Raw genomic sequence first — 14,911 nt, 5'->3', positions numbered from 1 at the left:
AGGCAGGCAACTATTAAAAACAAATTTTTCATGTTGAAATTGAGTATAAATGACGTGGTTTAATTTAATTGTGTTCTAAAATGCTTTTGTATTCGTTAATAATCTGGTAGCCTTTTTCGGTACAAATACCGTAAATAAAGTGTTCTAAAAACTGTAGCTGTACCTGCCAACTGTTAAATTCGTTATGCGGAAATACGTTGTTATCAAAACCGAGTTCTATTTGCCAAACCCGCATACGGGCCATTACTTTGGTATCAATATCGCTCCGTACATAGCCTTGCTCAATACCACGGTCTAAAATATCCTGCATGCTGTCAATCACAACGTTTGCTTTAAACTGTTGGAAGTATTGCCATGCTTCCGGGTAATACTTTTGCATATCATGTATTAATATCGGGTTCACTTTCGAAAAAAACTCCTCCGAATGCTTCATCATATTAATCATCTCTTCCATCACATTTGTCGATCTTTGCGCTATATCAATCATCTGGCATTTATCTTGTTCCAAATTTTTTTGAACCAGTGCGCTCACTATCTCATCCTTATCCCGGTAAAACTGGTAAATAGTTTTTTTCGACATGCCTAAATTCCTTGCAATTTCGTCCATCGTAACGCTGCGGATGCCCGCTTTAAAAAACAGTTCTTCCGCCCCCTCTAATATTCTATCTTTTTGAACATTTGACATAATAAGTCAAAACTACGGAAACATTTTTTGAATTAAAAGTTTCCAAGAGATTTTTTTTTAAGATTTAATACATTGATAACCTGAGTTCGATTAATAAATGAGATAATATTTGTCAATCAAAGGAAATGTAAGTATATTTAAGTATCTGACATTCAAATATTTAAATACATTTCCAGATGATTGACTACGATAAAATTACTGATATTTTTTGTATTGTTGACGAGTTTTGCAAGGACTTTGATGCCACTACCCAGCCATTCCTGTTAGGTAAGCCATCTAAACGCCCTCCAACCATGTCTAAAAGCGAGATCATATCCATTTGTATGCTTTTTCATTTAAGTGGCTTCCGGTGTTTTAAACACTTCTATATCTTCTATCTGCAAAGGCACATGCAGCGTGAGTTTCCTAACACCGTATCCTACAACCGCTTTGTAGAACTTAGCCAAAGTGTGCTGATGCCCATGTCTATCTTTCTCAAAACCTGCTGCTTAGGCTTATGTACTGGCATTTCGTTCGTTGATTCTACACCGATAAGGGTATGCCATACCAAACGGATTAAAAGAAATAAGGTATTTAAAGGCATTGCCGAAGTAGGCAAATCAACCATGGGCTGGTTTTATGGCTTTAAGCTCCATATCGTCCTTAGCGACAAGGGTGAAATACTCAACTTCGCTATTACACAGGCCAACGTAGATGACCGGGAACCACTTAAAAACGAAGCTTTCCTGAAAGCTGTTTTTGGCAAACTGTTTGCCGACAAAGGCTATATATCAGAAAAACTGACCAAAATATTGTTTGTTGGTGATATACACCTCATAACCAATATCCGTAACAATATGAAAAACAGCCTGATGACCATGAACGACAAAATCATGCTCCGCAAGAGATCGGTCATAGAGACTGTTAATGATGAACTCAAAAACATCTGCCAGGTCGAACATTCAAGACACCGCTCTTTTACTAACTTTATCACTAATATCGTATCCGGATTGATCGCTTACTCATTTCTCCCTAAAAAACCTTCCATATCCTACCAACAAAATCGATCTAATCAAATTCTTGCTTTCTGATTAATCGAACTCAGGTTGATAATATTTCCCGTGATGTGATAGAGCACCATTAATAATTCCCAAAAATGATAATATGCCAACGCCATATCATTTAAGGCTTCCTTTTCAATCAATCATCCAATAATGCAATCATTCAATCATTGATTTCTCTATCTTTGCCGCAAAACCACATTCATCATGCTTTCGCCTCTTTCAGCAGTTTCCCCGGTCGATGGTCGTTATCACAATACCACACAGCAGCTATCAGCTTATTTTTCCGAAGCTGCACTCATTAAGTACCGTGTATTTGTTGAGATAGAATATTTTATTGCGCTATGCCAAAAACCGCTGCCACAACTACAAAGTTTTGACGCCACCCTGTTTGAAAAGTTACGCGATATTTACCGCCTGTTTACCGAAGCCGATGCACAAAGCATTAAAGACATCGAAAAAATTACCAATCATGATGTGAAAGCGGTTGAATATTTCATCAAGCAAAAATTTGATGCGCTTGGGTTGGAGCAACAAAAAGAGTTTATCCATTTCGGGTTAACCTCACAGGATATTAACAATACCGCCATCCCCTACTCCTTTAAACTGGCAATTAACGAGGTTTACCTTCCGGCTGTCAGCGAAGTTATCAGTCAGCTTAAGGTTTATGCCGAAGATTGGAAAGCCATACCTATGCTTGCCCACACACACGGGCAACCGGCATCGCCAACACGTTTAGGTAAAGAAGTTATGGTTTTTGTTGAACGCTTAGAGGCTCAGTTAGCGTTATTGGCTACCATACCCTATTCGGCTAAATTTGGCGGAGCTACCGGTAATTTTAACGCACATTCTGTGGGTTACCCCGATACCGACTGGAAAGCTTTTGGTAACAGTTTTGTAAACGAAGTTTTAGGACTTAAACGCTCCCAATTTACCACCCAAATTGAGCATTACGATAACTTTGCTGCGCAATGCGATAACCTGAAACGCATTAATAATATTCTGGTTGACCTTGACCGCGATATGTGGACCTACATATCAATGAATTATTTTAAACAAAAAATAAAAGCGGGCGAAATTGGTTCGTCGGCAATGCCGCATAAGGTTAACCCGATAGATTTTGAAAACAGCGAAGGTAACTTAGGCATAGCCAATGCACTATTTGAACATTTGGCAGCTAAACTACCCATATCCCGCCTGCAGCGCGATTTAACCGATTCTACCGTGTTACGCAATATTGGCGTCCCCGTAGCGCACACATTAATAGCTTTAAAATCAACCTTAAAAGGATTGAGCAAGTTATTGCTGAATGAACCTGCGCTAAAAGCACATTTAGAGGCAAACTGGGCAGTAGTTGCCGAAGCCATACAAACCATATTGAGGCGCGAAGGCTACCCTAACCCCTACGAAGCTTTAAAAGAATTGACGCGCACCAATAACGAAATTAACGCCACCACCATTGCCCAATTTGTGGAAACGTTAAATGTTAGCGAGAGTGTTAAAGCGGAGATCAGGATGATTAGTCCGTCATCATACACCGGGATATAGTCGACAATAAATGGAAGAGCTTAAATATTTATTGGATAAATTTGGCTTTGTTAAACAACCCCAGGTAGATAATGATTTTCAGGAAATTGAAAGTTTGATTGGTTTTCACCTTCCGGAAGATTATAAATACTACCTGAATAATTACAAACCATTTGACGATAGCATTGGCAAACAATACGTTGTATTGTATAGTATTGATGATTTATTTGAAATGAATAAACCAGGTACGCTTGATGAATGGTATACCTATACTGTACAGATAGGAAATAATGGAGCAAGCGAAGCTATAGGTATCAAGTTTTGGGAACTAAACAACTATAAAGTAGTTATAGCGCAATACATCCAGAACATTGACGATCAGATTGAAATCGGCACATCATTTACTGATATGCTTAAACGTTTAGATAAAGAAATAGAATGGTTTAATTAGAAATGTCCTCAGTCATTTACAGGTCATACTATTATACAAGTACTTGAAACCATAAAAAGCTGATTAATTTTGTAGGGTAATTTTAGAATCAAAAGGTCATGAATATTAACGTATATACCGAATCTACGCCCAACCCGGCCACAATGAAATTTATTGTGAATAAGTTGCTGATTAACGGAAGTGTGGATTATGCTACCAAAGAGAGTGCCGAGAAATCGCCTTTTGCTAAAGAGTTGTTTAAGTTTTCGTTTGTTAACGGTGTGTTTTTTGCGAGTAATTTTGTTACCGTAACCAAAACCGAAGGCAGCGAATGGACCGACCTTGAACCAATATTAAAAGAGTTTGTTAAAGGCGCCGTAGAAAGCGAACTGGCAGTACAACTTAAAGAGCAGGAAGAAGTTGCCTTTGAAGGTACCGATGCCGAAATTAAGATACAGCAAATATTACAGGATTACGTTCGCCCGGCTGTTGAGCAGGACGGTGGTGCGATAACCTATAAATCGTTTAACGAAGGTGTGGTAACTGTTGAGCTTCGCGGCTCGTGCAGTGGTTGCCCATCATCAACCATCACACTAAAATCGGGCATCGAAAACTTATTAAAACGCATGGTTCCCGAAGTTACCGAAGTGGTATCCGAAGCTATGTAAGACCGTTGATTTTTAAATGATTTTTCTGATTTCGCTGATTACTTAAAACCAATCAGATACAAAAACCCAATCAACGTAATCATAACAATCAACGGTGAACAATATATTGTTTTACTATAAATTGAATGAATACCGGTTTGCTTAAAGCAGGCCGGTATTTTTTTTACCGTTGATTTTTAATGATTTTCATGATTTCGCTGATTGAATAAAGTGAACACCTGATAAATCAAATCAGCTTCATCAAAAATCACAATCAACTGTGCAAGCATAAAAGCACTCCGTAAAGTTTAAATCACAAAAATCAACGTAATCAAAAAAATCAATGTAAAATCAGCGGTCAAATAAAGTGAACACCTGATAAATCGAATCAGCTTCATCAAAAAAATCACAATCCAACGGTGCAACCATAAAGGCACTCCGTAAAGTTTAAATCACAAAAATCAACGTAATCAAAAAAATCAATCTAAAATCAGCGGTCAAATAAATCGTTTAATTATTCTCAACTTATGGGTATACTTTTTCTGCTCCACAGAATATATACCCTGGTCGTCAATTTTATCAATTTTCACCCTGCCCGATGCATGGATGATGCTTTGATTATCAAGCATAATACCCACATGGATAATGTGGCCCTCGGCATTGTCAAAAAAAGCCAGGTCGCCTAAGCGGGCACCTTGTAAAAAATCAACCAGAGTACCCTGGGCTGCCTGCAGGCTTGCATCGCGTTTTAAAACTACACGTTGGGTGCGTAAAACGGCCTGCACATATCCCGAGCAATCAATACCGAAATGGCTTCGGCCTCCCCACAAATATGGTGTATTTAAAAAAGAATAAGCTGTTTCTATTAGAGCATCAAGGTTGCCCGACGTTTCAACATTATAATTGCTACCTGCAAGGCGGCAATCGGCACCGTTATAAAACGGCAAGGTGCTGCCAAAAGGCAGGTATAGCATAGTGTTGTCGTCTTCTTTACGGGCGGCTGTAATTATCGCGCGCGTAGTAATAGCAGGAACAGAAGATAGCTGCGATACATCATCGGCAGTTACAGCAGCATATTGCAATTTACTAAGCCAGCCTTCGTAACCATCAAAACTGGTCATAACACGTACCCAATCGTCGCGGTGTTCAACTATCTCAAAGGTTTCGCCAAATAACAGTTGCGATACCATTTCGCTGCGGTGAGCGGCGTCGGCACGCAGAGGTACTATCGCTAAATTACAAATACCGTATTCCATAGGTAATATAAAAAAAGGAACACATTATTCATGCGTTCCTTTAATATAATTGTTTTCAGTTTTCAAATATTAACCTTCCATGTGCAGCCATTCTTTTTTGGCCAGCAACTCTTCTTTGCTTTCGCGTATGTCTTCGTCGTCTACACAGCAATCAACCGGGCAAACGGCAGCGCATTGAGGCTCGTCATGAAAGCCCACACACTCGGTACATTTATCGGGTACTATGTAATAAACTTCATCATTTAAAGCCGCTTGTGTTTCTTCGGCGTTTAACGTATTGCCATCACCAAAATCTATAATTCCCTTTAAACCAGTACCATCCGAGAAACGCCACGCAGCGCCGGCATCGTAAATAGCGTTATTAGGGCATTCCGGCTCACAAGCTCCGCAATTGATGCATTCGTCAGTGATTTTAATTGCCATTGTTTTATAAAAAAATATATATGCTAAAAAATTAACTTTGCCCTGCGGCTTTATTGCTGCAAATATAACAAAATTTCCGTTTTAGAGTTTCACTCAATGCCATTAATATGTCACAAGCAACACCACAATATTTAACAGATACCTTTGCCCAACTGGGCCACCGTTTAAGCAATCCCGATGATACCTTACAACAGCTTATTTTAAGCGAGCAGCATTATAACGCCTGGTTTACCCCGTTAAGCGTTGCCAATGCCGTAAAAGCCGTTGGTGGCATGCTTAACAAAGCCGATTTAAGCAAATGGTTTGAGGGATGGGAAGTCGGAAGCCGGAAGCCGGAAGCCGGAAGTCAGGAGTCAGATAACGATCAAAAAGTCTCCCCTTCCGGGGGAGATTTAGAGGGGGTTAAAATAGGTTTAATCCTTGCCGGCAATATCCCTTTAGTTGGTTTTCACGATGCACTTTGTGTACTGGCATCAGGCAATTACGCCATGATAAAGGCATCATCAAACGATGCGCGGCTGCTTAAATACGTTTTGGGCCAGTTAGTTGAAATAGCCCCTGAGTTTGCAGATAAGTTTGATTTTGTTGACCGCCTTGCCGGCTTTGATGCCGTTATAGCTACCGGAAGCAATAATACATCGCGTTACTTTGATTATTATTTTGGCAAAGTTCCAAACATCATCCGCAAAAACCGCAATAGCGTGGCCCTGCTCACAGGCAACGAAACCAAAGAACAGCTATTTTTATTAGGCCACGATATTTTCGACTTTTTTGGACTCGGCTGCCGCAATGTGAGCAAACTATTGGTACCTGCCGGTTACAATTTCACACCATTTTTTGAAGCCATCGAACCGCATCAGCCCATCATAAACCATCACAAATACAACAACAATTACGATTACAATAAATCCATATACCTCGTTAACGGAGATAAACACCTCGATAACGGTTTTTTATTGGTTAAGGAAGACGCGCGGTTAGCCTCGCCCCTTGCCGTTTTATATTTTGAATATTATAATGATATAGCCTCTCCCGAAAACCGTTTAACCGAATTAACCAACGATATACAATGCATTGTAACCACAACTCCCGTTAAAGTTAACAACCAGGTAGTCAATTTTGGCAAGAGCCAGCAACCAGCCCTTTGGGATTATGCCGACGGTGTTGATACGATGAAGTTTTTGACCGCTGATTTAAAATGATTGGTGTGATTTCGTTGATTGTCAGAATCAGAATTTTAGAATTTAAGAATTAACAGAATTGTTACCGTTGATTGTCTGTTCAGAGAATGCCGCTTCAGATAACCATCTTGTTAATTCTTAAATTCTATAAATTCTGATTCTGATAAAAATTCTGTTAATTCCTAAAAATCATACTTCAGACAAACCATCCTGTTAATTCTTAAATTCTATAAATTCTGATCCTAAATAACACAGCTATTGTTACCTTTACATTTATGTATGTTATCAAAGTAAAAGGCGTTGCCAAAATACCCGATTATGTACAACTACGCGACGAAAAATTTACTTTACTGGCGTATTTCCGGGTAGATAGACCCGATAAAACACTGGATAAGATCGGGTTAGCTGATAAGGCCGACTATATAATGAATATTGTAAAAGATTTGCCTTTTGGGCAGATATTAAAATTGGAGATCTAAATAAATGATAGGTAACTCGATTATTAAGCTTAGCGGCGTTGATATTTTTCAGCAAAAGCATTTGGTATTGCAAAATGTAAACCTGCATATCGATAAAGGTGATTTTGTTTGGCTCATCGGTCAAACCGGATCGGGAAAGAGCAGCTTGCTTAAAGTTATTTATGGCGATTTATTAATTAACACCGGCGAAGGGCACGCTTGCGGGTACGACCTAACCAAACTTCCAGATAAGGAAATTCCTTTTTTGCGCCGCAAACTGGGCATCGTTTTCCAGGATTTCCAGTTATTAACTGATCGTACCGTGGCCCAAAACCTGCAATTTGTGATGAAGGCCACCGGCTGGGTTGATAAAAAATTAATTGACGAGCGCACCCGCGATGTGTTGGAAAAAGTTGGCCTCCGCTCCAAAGTAAATAAAATGCCGCACGAACTTTCGGGCGGTGAGCAGCAGCGTGTTGTAGTTGCCCGCGCCTTAATAAACGACCCCGAAATTATTTTGGCCGATGAACCAACCGGCAACCTCGACCCCGAAACATCCGAAGACTTGATTATGCTGCTCAAAGAGATTAGCCTTAACGGTACCGCCGTTTTGGTTGCCACGCACGATTATCATATCATCCGCCAGTTTCCATCGCGCATCGTTAAATGCGAAAACGGAAAAGTGCTTGAGGATGCAAGCATGGTTTAAGCTAAGGCATCCCCGCTTGGTGTTTGGCAATTGTGTTGGTGTGCAACTGCCAACGCTACCTTAAACTGCCACAAGTACCAATAAAAAACTGCCACTGATACAGCAATTTTCAATAATCGCTGTCAGCTTGTCGCGATTTATGCAATGGCAAGATACTTGTTTTGCCCGATATAATTATGAAGTTTAACGACATGTTAAAGAAAAAAAAGATGGAAGACCAGGAAACTTCTGTGGATGCGAACGAGCAATCAAATGAATCGCAAAACGCAGGCGACGCTACTATTGCCAGCGAAATGGAACAACAAATATTGGACGAAATAAGCGCCGAAGATAAATTGAAAGACGAATTGGCACAGGCCAATGACAAATATCTGCGCCTGTTTGCCGAATTTGACAACTTTAGGCGCCGCACCAGCAAAGAGCGTGTTGAGCTTTTGCAAACTGCCGGTAAAGAAGTTATTGCAGCAATGCTACCCGTGCTTGATGATTTTGACCGCGCCTTAAAAGCTATGGAAACCGCTACCGATGTTGTACCCGTTAAAGAAGGTGTTGCATTAGTTCAAAATAAACTGAAACATATTTTAACCAGCAAAGGCTTAAAGCCAATGGAAGCCAAAGGCCAGCCATTTGATGGCGACCTGCACGAAGGTATTACCAGCATCCCCGCCGGTGATGAACTGAAAGGCAAAGTTGTTGACGAATTGGAAAAAGGTTATTATCTAAACGACAAAGTTATCCGCTTTGCTAAGGTAGTAGTAGGAGCATAATATAATGATCGAAGGATTGAGGGATTGAATGACTGAATGATTTTTCGGGGAGTTTAATTTTTCAATGTTTTGATTAGCTAAAAATATAAGGGTATCGTGATTGGAGGATTGAATGATAGGGTCGCTACTTAAATCATTCAATCCTTCCGTCATTCAATCCCTCAATCATTAAAAAACATGGCAAAGAGAGATTACTACGACATACTGGGCGTAGCCAAAGGTGCAACTGCGGACGAAATAAAAAAAGGCTACCGCAAAATGGCTATTAAATATCACCCGGATAAAAACCCGGGCGATAAGGAATCGGAAGAAAGCTTTAAAGAAGCTGCCGAAGCTTATGAAGTATTAAGCAATGCCGAAAAACGTCAGCGTTACGATCAGTATGGCCATGCGGCCAATGCAAGTTCGGCCAGTGGTGGCGGTTACGGCGGCGGTGGCATGGATATGAACGACATATTCAGCCAGTTTGGCGATATATTTGGCGGCGGCAGCCCGTTCGAAGGCTTTTTTGGTGGTGGCGGTGGTGGCCAGAGCCGCGGCGGAAGGCGCGTTACCAAAGGCAGCAACCTGCGTATTAAAGTGCGCTTAACACTCGAAGAAATAGCTAACGGTGCCGAGAAAAAAATAAAGGTTAACAAACAGGTTTTATGTAATACTTGTGATGGTACTGGCGCTAAGGATAAATCATCTTTCCAAACCTGTAAAACCTGTGGTGGCCAGGGAGCAGTGCGCAGGGTTACCAATACCATTTTGGGCCAAATGCAAACTACAAGCACATGCCCTACCTGTAACGGCGAAGGCAGTGTAATTACCTCAAAATGTACAGTTTGCCATGGCGATGGTATTGTACGCGGCGAAGAAACTATTACCATTAACATACCGGCAGGCGTAAGCGATGGTATGCAATTAAGCATGGCTGGTAAAGGCAATGCTGCACCACGTGGTGGCGTACCCGGCGATTTGATTATCCTGATAGAGGAAATTGAACACGAAGCCCTAAAACGCGACGGTAATAATGTGGTATACGATTTGCATATCAGCTTTACCGATGCTGCCCTGGGTACAAGCGTTGAGGTACCCACCATTGACGGTAAGGCCAAAATTAAAATTGAACCTGGTACACAAGGCGGCCGTATACTTCGCCTAAAAAATAAAGGTGTTCCCGAAGTTAACTCTTACCAACGTGGCGACCAGTTAGTACACATTAACGTTTGGACACCGAAGGCCCTAAGCCGCGAAGAACGCGAACTGTTAGAAAAACTACAAAACTCGCCCAACTTTAAACCCAACCCCGGCAAGCACGAAAAAAGCTTTTTCGAACGGATGAAGGAGTATTTTGAGTAAGGTTTAAATAAGAAGCAAGATACAAGAGTCAAGAAGTTAGACTTTTTTAAACGCCCAGAGCTGTTATGTTTTGGGCGTTTTTTATGTAGATTTCTTTACATCGGCACAAAAACAAAAGAAAACTATATTCGTTAAAACAATGCGGTAAAACATACATTTTGTACAAGCACCCTAACTTATAAAACTAAAAAATGAACGATTGCTTTGCTGTAATGGACCTCGGTACCAACACTTTTCATTTAATGATTGCGCGTGTTACAGATGGCCATTTTACCCAAATTGCCCGCGACCATGAACCCGTTAAACTGGGCGAAGGTGGTATAAATAAGGGCTTTATACAGCAAAACGCTTTCGACCGCGGTTTAGCTACCATGCACCGCTTTAGCTTGCAAATAAAACAATATAATATACAACGGGTAAAAGCTATTGCCACATCGGCATTACGTAGCGCAAAAAACGGGCAGGCGTTTATTGATAACGTAAAAGAGCAAACGGGTATCGAAATTGAGATTATTGATGGCTTACAAGAGGCAACTTATATCTATCAGGGCGTTAAAGCATCGGGTGCTTTAACTGATGATAAAGCTCTTATTATGGATATTGGCGGCGGCAGTGTAGAGTTTATTATTTGCACCAATAACACCATGCTATGGAAACAAAGCTTTGAAATTGGTGCCGCCCGGCTGATTGAACGGTTCCATCAGGTCGACCCAATTCCGCACCAATCAATAACTGCATTACACAACTACCTCGGCGAAAGCCTCCAACCATTATTTGAGGCCGCCCAAGGCATTACCGTTAATAAACTAATTGGTTCGGCAGGCGCATTTGAAACCTTCGCCGAAGTTATTGAACTGGAAACACAGCCAGCTTTTGATGTAAAAGATATTAAAACCTATAATTTTGATATCGACCATTTGGTACGCATAACCGATGTACTCATCGCGTCATCAAACAAACAACGCCAGGCCATGAAGGGCATCATCTCACTAAGGGTTGATATGATAGTGGCGGCATCCATAATAACCCGCTACGTAATGCAAAAACTGGATATTAAGCAGGTAAGCATGAGCACTTACTCCTTAAAAGAGGGTGTAATGGCGGGATTGGCACAGTAAATTACCTCGCTTCAATCATCACCGGAAACTGCAAATTGATCAATTAAAAATTCTTCTGACTATCCGCCGCACTGCGTAATAAGGGCGTTTCCATAGTAGTGGCTTTCTAATTCCGGGCATAAATTCCATAAAACAAAATGAAAAAATTATTGCAGCTTAATAAGGGCCTGGTATAGCTTCTCGGTAGGCAGGCCAACTACGTTGGTGTACGAGCCATCAATTTTTATAATGCCGGTTAAACCTATCCACTCTTGTATGCCATACGAACCTGCTTTATCAAGAGGTTGGTATTTATCTACATAAAAGTTAATCTCGTCATCGCTCAGTACACGGAACAACACGTCCGATACATCGTAAAATAAATTATATTGCTGTTTGTACAAAATGCATACCCCGGTAATAACCTGGTGCTTGCGGCCCGATAGGGTTTGCAGCATAGCAACTGCATGCTCGGGTGTTTCGGGTTTACCTAATATCTGGTTATCAATGCTTACAATGGTATCGGCAGTAATTACAATTTCGTCTTCAATCAGTTCGTCAAAGGCGCGGCACTTTTTTTCGGCAATGTAAAGGGCAATTTCCTGTGGCGATAAACCTTCCGGGTACGATTCGTCAACATCCTTGAGCACAACCCTAAAGTTAATGTTCATGAGCGTTAAAAGCTCTTGCCTGCGCGGCGATTTTGATGCCAGTATAACAGGTGGAATGTTTTGGTTCATTTGTATTGTTAAAAGTTAATAGTTGATGGTTCATAGATCATGGTAAAAGTCATAAACATTGAGGCCACTATCATGAACCATCAACTATGAACTATGAACCCCTCTCAATCACAGCGATGTAGCATTCTCGCTCATCCATTTGCCTTGTATTTTCAGTACTTTTTCTATCACATCCCGCACGCAACCCCGGCCTCCTAAAACCGGCGATATGTATCGCGATACAGCCTTAACTTCTTCAGCCGCATCAGCTGGGCAGGTAGGTAAACCAATTACCTTCATGATGTCAATATCCGGAATATCATCGCCCATGTACAAGATATTAGCCGGGTCGATATAATTTTTCGAGATATAATCCTTGTAAATATCCAGTTTGGTGTGTGCCCCTAAAAACACATCAGTTACACCCAGGCCATTTAAACGGTGCCTCACTCCCTCCGATTTACCTCCCGTTATTACGCACACATTGTACATGCACTTAACCGCCAGTTGTATAGCATAACCATCTTTAGTGTTAAAGGTACGGCACTGCTCGCCAGCTTCGGTAACAAACACCGATCCGTCGGTCAATACACCGTCAACATCAAAAATAAAGGTAGTAATGTCTTTGAGTTTGTTCAGCATAGGTTTTTAAATTAGAGTCAAGATGCAAGAATCAAGACAAAAGACAAAATCTTGATTCTTGCATCTTGACTCTTGATTCTATCTCCTTGCATTTCGCCTCTTGCTTCTTCGTTACTGGTTATCTCTCCACTCGTAAACCCAGGCCGATTGTATTTGCTCCAGGTGGCCTTCGGTGCTTTGTTCGCGCGTGCCTACAAAATTAGGAATGGTGAGTATCCATTCTAACAGATCGGTAAAGCGGATGCGGTATATTTTCGATTCATCAAAATCATCGCCAAACTTTTCGTAAAGTCCCATAGCAATATCTTCATGATCGTTCCAGTGTATCGGTAGTTCAAATTTATCGTTCATCTGTGTAGGTTGGTTTAGTTTAATGCCCCATAAATTGCGATTGATCCGGAATGGTAACTTCCAAATCGCCGTCAATCATAATGCATTGGCAGCCCAGGCGCGAGGTTATACGTGGGTTTACAGCGCGATCAATAAAATCTTCTTCCTTGTCTGATATTTCCTGAATGCTATCCATACCCCTGTTTACGTAGATATGGCAAGTGCTGCATCCGCAAACACCACCGCAGTTATGCTGCAGATCTATCCCATTTTCGAGGCAAACATCCAGTACCGATTCACCCTCGGCTATTGGCAGCTCAAGTGTTTGGTGATCTTTCTCCTCAAAGTTTATCTTAATATTAAAAACGTTCATTAACTGCAAAAGTAGTAAAATTACTTATCTGCCTTATGTTCAATTCCCATTTTGATAATACTTTGACTTAACGCCTCGTAAAGTGGCCTCAGTGCAGGTAAATCAAGCAATAAATCAATATGTGCTGCCATTGTTTTGGTGTCATTACGCACCGCCGGGCCGGTTTGAACATCAATGGGTAAACTTGTTTGCACTTTTTGTGCTGTTTCCATAATTAGTGGGCGCAGCAAACCAAAGTCAAGTTGATGCTGTGCCAAAAGCATTTGCGCTATGGCATACAAATTATTAGGAAAGTTGCATGCAAAAACAGCAGCCAAATGTAATATGGTACGTTGCGATGTACTTACACGCTGTACATTATTACTAATAGTTTGCGCCAGTAATTCAAGTTGCGCTGTAATATCGTTATCAGCACCTTCTATACATAGCGGTACCTGCCAAAAATCCACTTCTTTAGTTTTACTAAACGTTTGCAAGGGGTAAAAAACGCCCGATAAGGGGTTGTAATTTAAAATAGTTTGCAAACTTGTGGCCCCCGATGTATGTACGGTTAGTTTATTGTAAGCGGCTAATTGCTTTGCTATGCCTTCAATAGCGTCATCTTTTACCGCAATCATAAAAATATCGGCAACCGGGTCAATTTCAGATAGCGCATCAATAGGTTGTGCACCAACATGATAAGCCAGCATTGCAGCATTTTGATAGGTAGGGCTAAAAACCTGTATAATTTTATGGCCGGCATTTTTTAAAGCTGCCGCTAAATGGGTAGCCACATTGCCCGAACCAATAATTGTGATACGCATATTAAAATGTTAGCATTAACCGTTAAGCCCAAAAGTAAGCCCTGCATAATAAGGCTCTTATTAACAAAAGCACCGCAAATATGCTATATACTTTAAGAAAAAGCGCTAATCCGCTCCTCTATCACATGTTTAAAACCGCATTTAACTGTTGGCAGCAATAATAATTTGCTCAATTTGGGTAAATGCTTCGGCCTGTTCAGCTTCGTTTTCAAAGGCAAAAACATGCTTATCTGAGCCTACGCCGACAATAATTTCGGGAAACGAGCCGTTGGATATTTTACCAAAGTTATTGGCTTTAACCACATATCTGGTTTTCACCAAATCAATTTTGGCTATCCGTATCAACGGATTTTGTATTTTGATAAATTGGTTTTTATTTTCTACCTGCATAAACATATTTTTATCATAAATGTTGTAATTTCGTTACCAAGGGCAAATTGATATTTTATTTATATATTTAAGAGCATTTATATTATACAA

At 40.7% G+C, this 14,911-nt stretch carries 19 protein-coding genes; 10 read left to right on the top strand and 9 right to left on the bottom strand.

Features of this window, described 5'->3' with window-relative positions; all coding sequences use genetic code 11:
- Nucleotides 1-64: 64 nt before the first annotated feature.
- Nucleotides 65-685, bottom strand: a complete 621-nt coding sequence (locus BDD43_RS14190) for a TetR/AcrR family transcriptional regulator (protein ID WP_121198300.1) — start codon at nucleotides 683-685, stop codon at nucleotides 65-67.
- 176 nt (nucleotides 686-861) lie between these two features.
- Between BDD43_RS14190 and BDD43_RS14185 the strand changes: the two genes are divergently transcribed.
- From BDD43_RS14185 to BDD43_RS14170, 4 genes are all read left to right on the top strand, one after another.
- Nucleotides 862-1,755, top strand: coding sequence for an IS982 family transposase (locus tag BDD43_RS14185; protein ID WP_121198299.1), 894 nt, complete (start codon nucleotides 862-864; stop codon nucleotides 1,753-1,755).
- 174 nt (nucleotides 1,756-1,929) lie between these two features.
- The gene (gene purB / locus BDD43_RS14180; protein WP_121198298.1) at nucleotides 1,930-3,273 is read left to right on the top strand and encodes an adenylosuccinate lyase; all 1,344 of its coding nucleotides are present in this window, start codon (nucleotides 1,930-1,932) and stop codon (nucleotides 3,271-3,273) included.
- Between the two features lie 10 nt (nucleotides 3,274-3,283).
- Entirely contained in the window at nucleotides 3,284-3,703 is a 420-nt protein-coding gene (locus BDD43_RS14175) for an SMI1/KNR4 family protein (RefSeq protein WP_121198297.1), read from the top strand.
- Between the two features lie 98 nt (nucleotides 3,704-3,801).
- Entirely contained in the window at nucleotides 3,802-4,350 is a 549-nt protein-coding gene (locus tag BDD43_RS14170) for a NifU family protein (protein ID WP_121198296.1), read from the top strand.
- Nucleotides 4,351-4,826: 476 nt separating this feature from the next.
- Here BDD43_RS14170 and BDD43_RS14165 read toward each other — a convergent pair whose 3' ends face one another.
- Both BDD43_RS14165 and BDD43_RS14160 read right to left on the bottom strand, forming a co-directional pair.
- Nucleotides 4,827-5,585 carry a C40 family peptidase gene (locus tag BDD43_RS14165; protein ID WP_121198295.1) on the bottom strand — a complete coding sequence of 253 codons (759 nt, stop codon included), beginning with the start codon at nucleotides 5,583-5,585 and terminating at the stop codon, nucleotides 4,827-4,829.
- A 69-nt stretch (nucleotides 5,586-5,654) separates the two neighbouring features.
- The gene (locus BDD43_RS14160) at nucleotides 5,655-6,008 is read right to left on the bottom strand and encodes a 4Fe-4S dicluster domain-containing protein (protein WP_121198294.1); all 354 of its coding nucleotides are present in this window, start codon (nucleotides 6,006-6,008) and stop codon (nucleotides 5,655-5,657) included.
- Between the two features lie 107 nt (nucleotides 6,009-6,115).
- Between BDD43_RS14160 and BDD43_RS14155 the strand changes: the two genes are divergently transcribed.
- The 6 genes from BDD43_RS14155 (at nucleotide 6,116) to BDD43_RS14130 (ending at nucleotide 11,585) form a co-directional block, all read left to right on the top strand.
- Nucleotides 6,116-7,210: an acyl-CoA reductase gene (locus BDD43_RS14155; RefSeq protein WP_121198293.1), complete on the top strand. Its 1,095-nt coding sequence runs from the start codon at nucleotides 6,116-6,118 to the stop codon at nucleotides 7,208-7,210.
- Nucleotides 7,211-7,464: 254 nt separating this feature from the next.
- Nucleotides 7,465-7,668, top strand: a complete 204-nt coding sequence (locus tag BDD43_RS14150; RefSeq protein ID WP_121198292.1) for a fructose-6-phosphate aldolase — start codon at nucleotides 7,465-7,467, stop codon at nucleotides 7,666-7,668.
- A gap of 4 nt (nucleotides 7,669-7,672) precedes the next feature.
- The gene (locus BDD43_RS14145; RefSeq protein ID WP_121198291.1) at nucleotides 7,673-8,356 is read left to right on the top strand and encodes a cell division ATP-binding protein FtsE; all 684 of its coding nucleotides are present in this window, start codon (nucleotides 7,673-7,675) and stop codon (nucleotides 8,354-8,356) included.
- A gap of 191 nt (nucleotides 8,357-8,547) precedes the next feature.
- Nucleotides 8,548-9,123, top strand: a complete 576-nt coding sequence (locus BDD43_RS14140) for a nucleotide exchange factor GrpE (protein WP_121201981.1) — start codon at nucleotides 8,548-8,550, stop codon at nucleotides 9,121-9,123.
- Nucleotides 9,124-9,300: 177 nt separating this feature from the next.
- Nucleotides 9,301-10,467 carry a molecular chaperone DnaJ gene (dnaJ, locus tag BDD43_RS14135; RefSeq protein WP_121198290.1) on the top strand — a complete coding sequence of 389 codons (1,167 nt, stop codon included), beginning with the start codon at nucleotides 9,301-9,303 and terminating at the stop codon, nucleotides 10,465-10,467.
- Between the two features lie 191 nt (nucleotides 10,468-10,658).
- Nucleotides 10,659-11,585 carry a Ppx/GppA phosphatase family protein gene (locus BDD43_RS14130; protein ID WP_121198289.1) on the top strand — a complete coding sequence of 309 codons (927 nt, stop codon included), beginning with the start codon at nucleotides 10,659-10,661 and terminating at the stop codon, nucleotides 11,583-11,585.
- A gap of 146 nt (nucleotides 11,586-11,731) precedes the next feature.
- On the opposite strand, the gene BDD43_RS14125 is transcribed toward BDD43_RS14130, so the two are convergent.
- The 6 genes from BDD43_RS14125 to BDD43_RS14100 form a co-directional block, all read right to left on the bottom strand.
- Nucleotides 11,732-12,304: a Maf family protein gene (locus BDD43_RS14125; protein ID WP_121198288.1), complete on the bottom strand. Its 573-nt coding sequence runs from the start codon at nucleotides 12,302-12,304 to the stop codon at nucleotides 11,732-11,734.
- Nucleotides 12,305-12,412: 108 nt separating this feature from the next.
- Nucleotides 12,413-12,925 carry a KdsC family phosphatase gene (locus tag BDD43_RS14120; RefSeq protein WP_121198287.1) on the bottom strand — a complete coding sequence of 171 codons (513 nt, stop codon included), beginning with the start codon at nucleotides 12,923-12,925 and terminating at the stop codon, nucleotides 12,413-12,415.
- A gap of 111 nt (nucleotides 12,926-13,036) precedes the next feature.
- A complete protein-coding gene (gene iscX / locus BDD43_RS14115; protein WP_121198286.1) occupies nucleotides 13,037-13,276 on the bottom strand; it encodes a Fe-S cluster assembly protein IscX in 240 nt (79 codons plus the stop codon).
- 19 nt (nucleotides 13,277-13,295) lie between these two features.
- On the bottom strand, nucleotides 13,296-13,628 hold the full coding sequence (locus tag BDD43_RS14110; RefSeq protein WP_121198285.1) for a 2Fe-2S iron-sulfur cluster-binding protein: 333 nt from the start codon (nucleotides 13,626-13,628) through the stop codon (nucleotides 13,296-13,298).
- Nucleotides 13,629-13,648: 20 nt separating this feature from the next.
- Nucleotides 13,649-14,431, bottom strand: coding sequence for a Rossmann-like and DUF2520 domain-containing protein (locus tag BDD43_RS14105; RefSeq protein ID WP_121198284.1), 783 nt, complete (start codon nucleotides 14,429-14,431; stop codon nucleotides 13,649-13,651).
- Between the two features lie 141 nt (nucleotides 14,432-14,572).
- Nucleotides 14,573-14,821: a hypothetical protein gene (locus BDD43_RS14100; protein ID WP_147425642.1), complete on the bottom strand. Its 249-nt coding sequence runs from the start codon at nucleotides 14,819-14,821 to the stop codon at nucleotides 14,573-14,575.
- Nucleotides 14,822-14,911 lie beyond the last annotated feature (90 nt).

This window comes from Mucilaginibacter gracilis, assembly GCF_003633615.1.
In the GTDB taxonomy this organism is placed as follows: domain Bacteria; phylum Bacteroidota; class Bacteroidia; order Sphingobacteriales; family Sphingobacteriaceae; genus Mucilaginibacter; species Mucilaginibacter gracilis.
The sequence above is the reverse complement of the archived record's forward strand: the minus strand, read 5'-3'. Positions and strand labels throughout refer to the sequence as shown.

Excerpts from the sequence above, each read along its gene's own strand:
- BDD43_RS14175 (WP_121198297.1), top strand. The coding sequence starts at position 3,284 with ATGGAAGAGCTTAAATATTTATTGGATAAATTTGGCTTTGTTAAACAA.
- BDD43_RS14140 (WP_121201981.1), top strand. The coding sequence starts at position 8,548 with ATGTTAAAGAAAAAAAAGATGGAAGACCAGGAAACTTCTGTGGATGCG.
- BDD43_RS14125 (WP_121198288.1), bottom strand. The coding sequence starts at position 12,304 with ATGAACCAAAACATTCCACCTGTTATACTGGCATCAAAATCGCCGCGC.
- BDD43_RS14150 (WP_121198292.1), top strand. The coding sequence starts at position 7,465 with ATGTATGTTATCAAAGTAAAAGGCGTTGCCAAAATACCCGATTATGTA.
- BDD43_RS14145 (WP_121198291.1), top strand. The coding sequence starts at position 7,673 with ATGATAGGTAACTCGATTATTAAGCTTAGCGGCGTTGATATTTTTCAG.
- iscX (WP_121198286.1), bottom strand. The coding sequence starts at position 13,276 with ATGAACGATAAATTTGAACTACCGATACACTGGAACGATCATGAAGAT.
- BDD43_RS14155 (WP_121198293.1), top strand. The coding sequence starts at position 6,116 with ATGTCACAAGCAACACCACAATATTTAACAGATACCTTTGCCCAACTG.
- BDD43_RS14190 (WP_121198300.1), bottom strand. The coding sequence starts at position 685 with ATGTCAAATGTTCAAAAAGATAGAATATTAGAGGGGGCGGAAGAACTG.
- BDD43_RS14130 (WP_121198289.1), top strand. The coding sequence starts at position 10,659 with ATGAACGATTGCTTTGCTGTAATGGACCTCGGTACCAACACTTTTCAT.
- BDD43_RS14185 (WP_121198299.1), top strand. The coding sequence starts at position 862 with ATGATTGACTACGATAAAATTACTGATATTTTTTGTATTGTTGACGAG.
- BDD43_RS14110 (WP_121198285.1), bottom strand. The coding sequence starts at position 13,628 with ATGAACGTTTTTAATATTAAGATAAACTTTGAGGAGAAAGATCACCAA.
- dnaJ (WP_121198290.1), top strand. The coding sequence starts at position 9,301 with ATGGCAAAGAGAGATTACTACGACATACTGGGCGTAGCCAAAGGTGCA.
- BDD43_RS14100 (WP_147425642.1), bottom strand. The coding sequence starts at position 14,821 with ATGCAGGTAGAAAATAAAAACCAATTTATCAAAATACAAAATCCGTTG.
- BDD43_RS14105 (WP_121198284.1), bottom strand. The coding sequence starts at position 14,431 with ATGCGTATCACAATTATTGGTTCGGGCAATGTGGCTACCCATTTAGCG.
- BDD43_RS14170 (WP_121198296.1), top strand. The coding sequence starts at position 3,802 with ATGAATATTAACGTATATACCGAATCTACGCCCAACCCGGCCACAATG.
- BDD43_RS14120 (WP_121198287.1), bottom strand. The coding sequence starts at position 12,925 with ATGCTGAACAAACTCAAAGACATTACTACCTTTATTTTTGATGTTGAC.
- BDD43_RS14165 (WP_121198295.1), bottom strand. The coding sequence starts at position 5,585 with ATGGAATACGGTATTTGTAATTTAGCGATAGTACCTCTGCGTGCCGAC.
- BDD43_RS14160 (WP_121198294.1), bottom strand. The coding sequence starts at position 6,008 with ATGGCAATTAAAATCACTGACGAATGCATCAATTGCGGAGCTTGTGAG.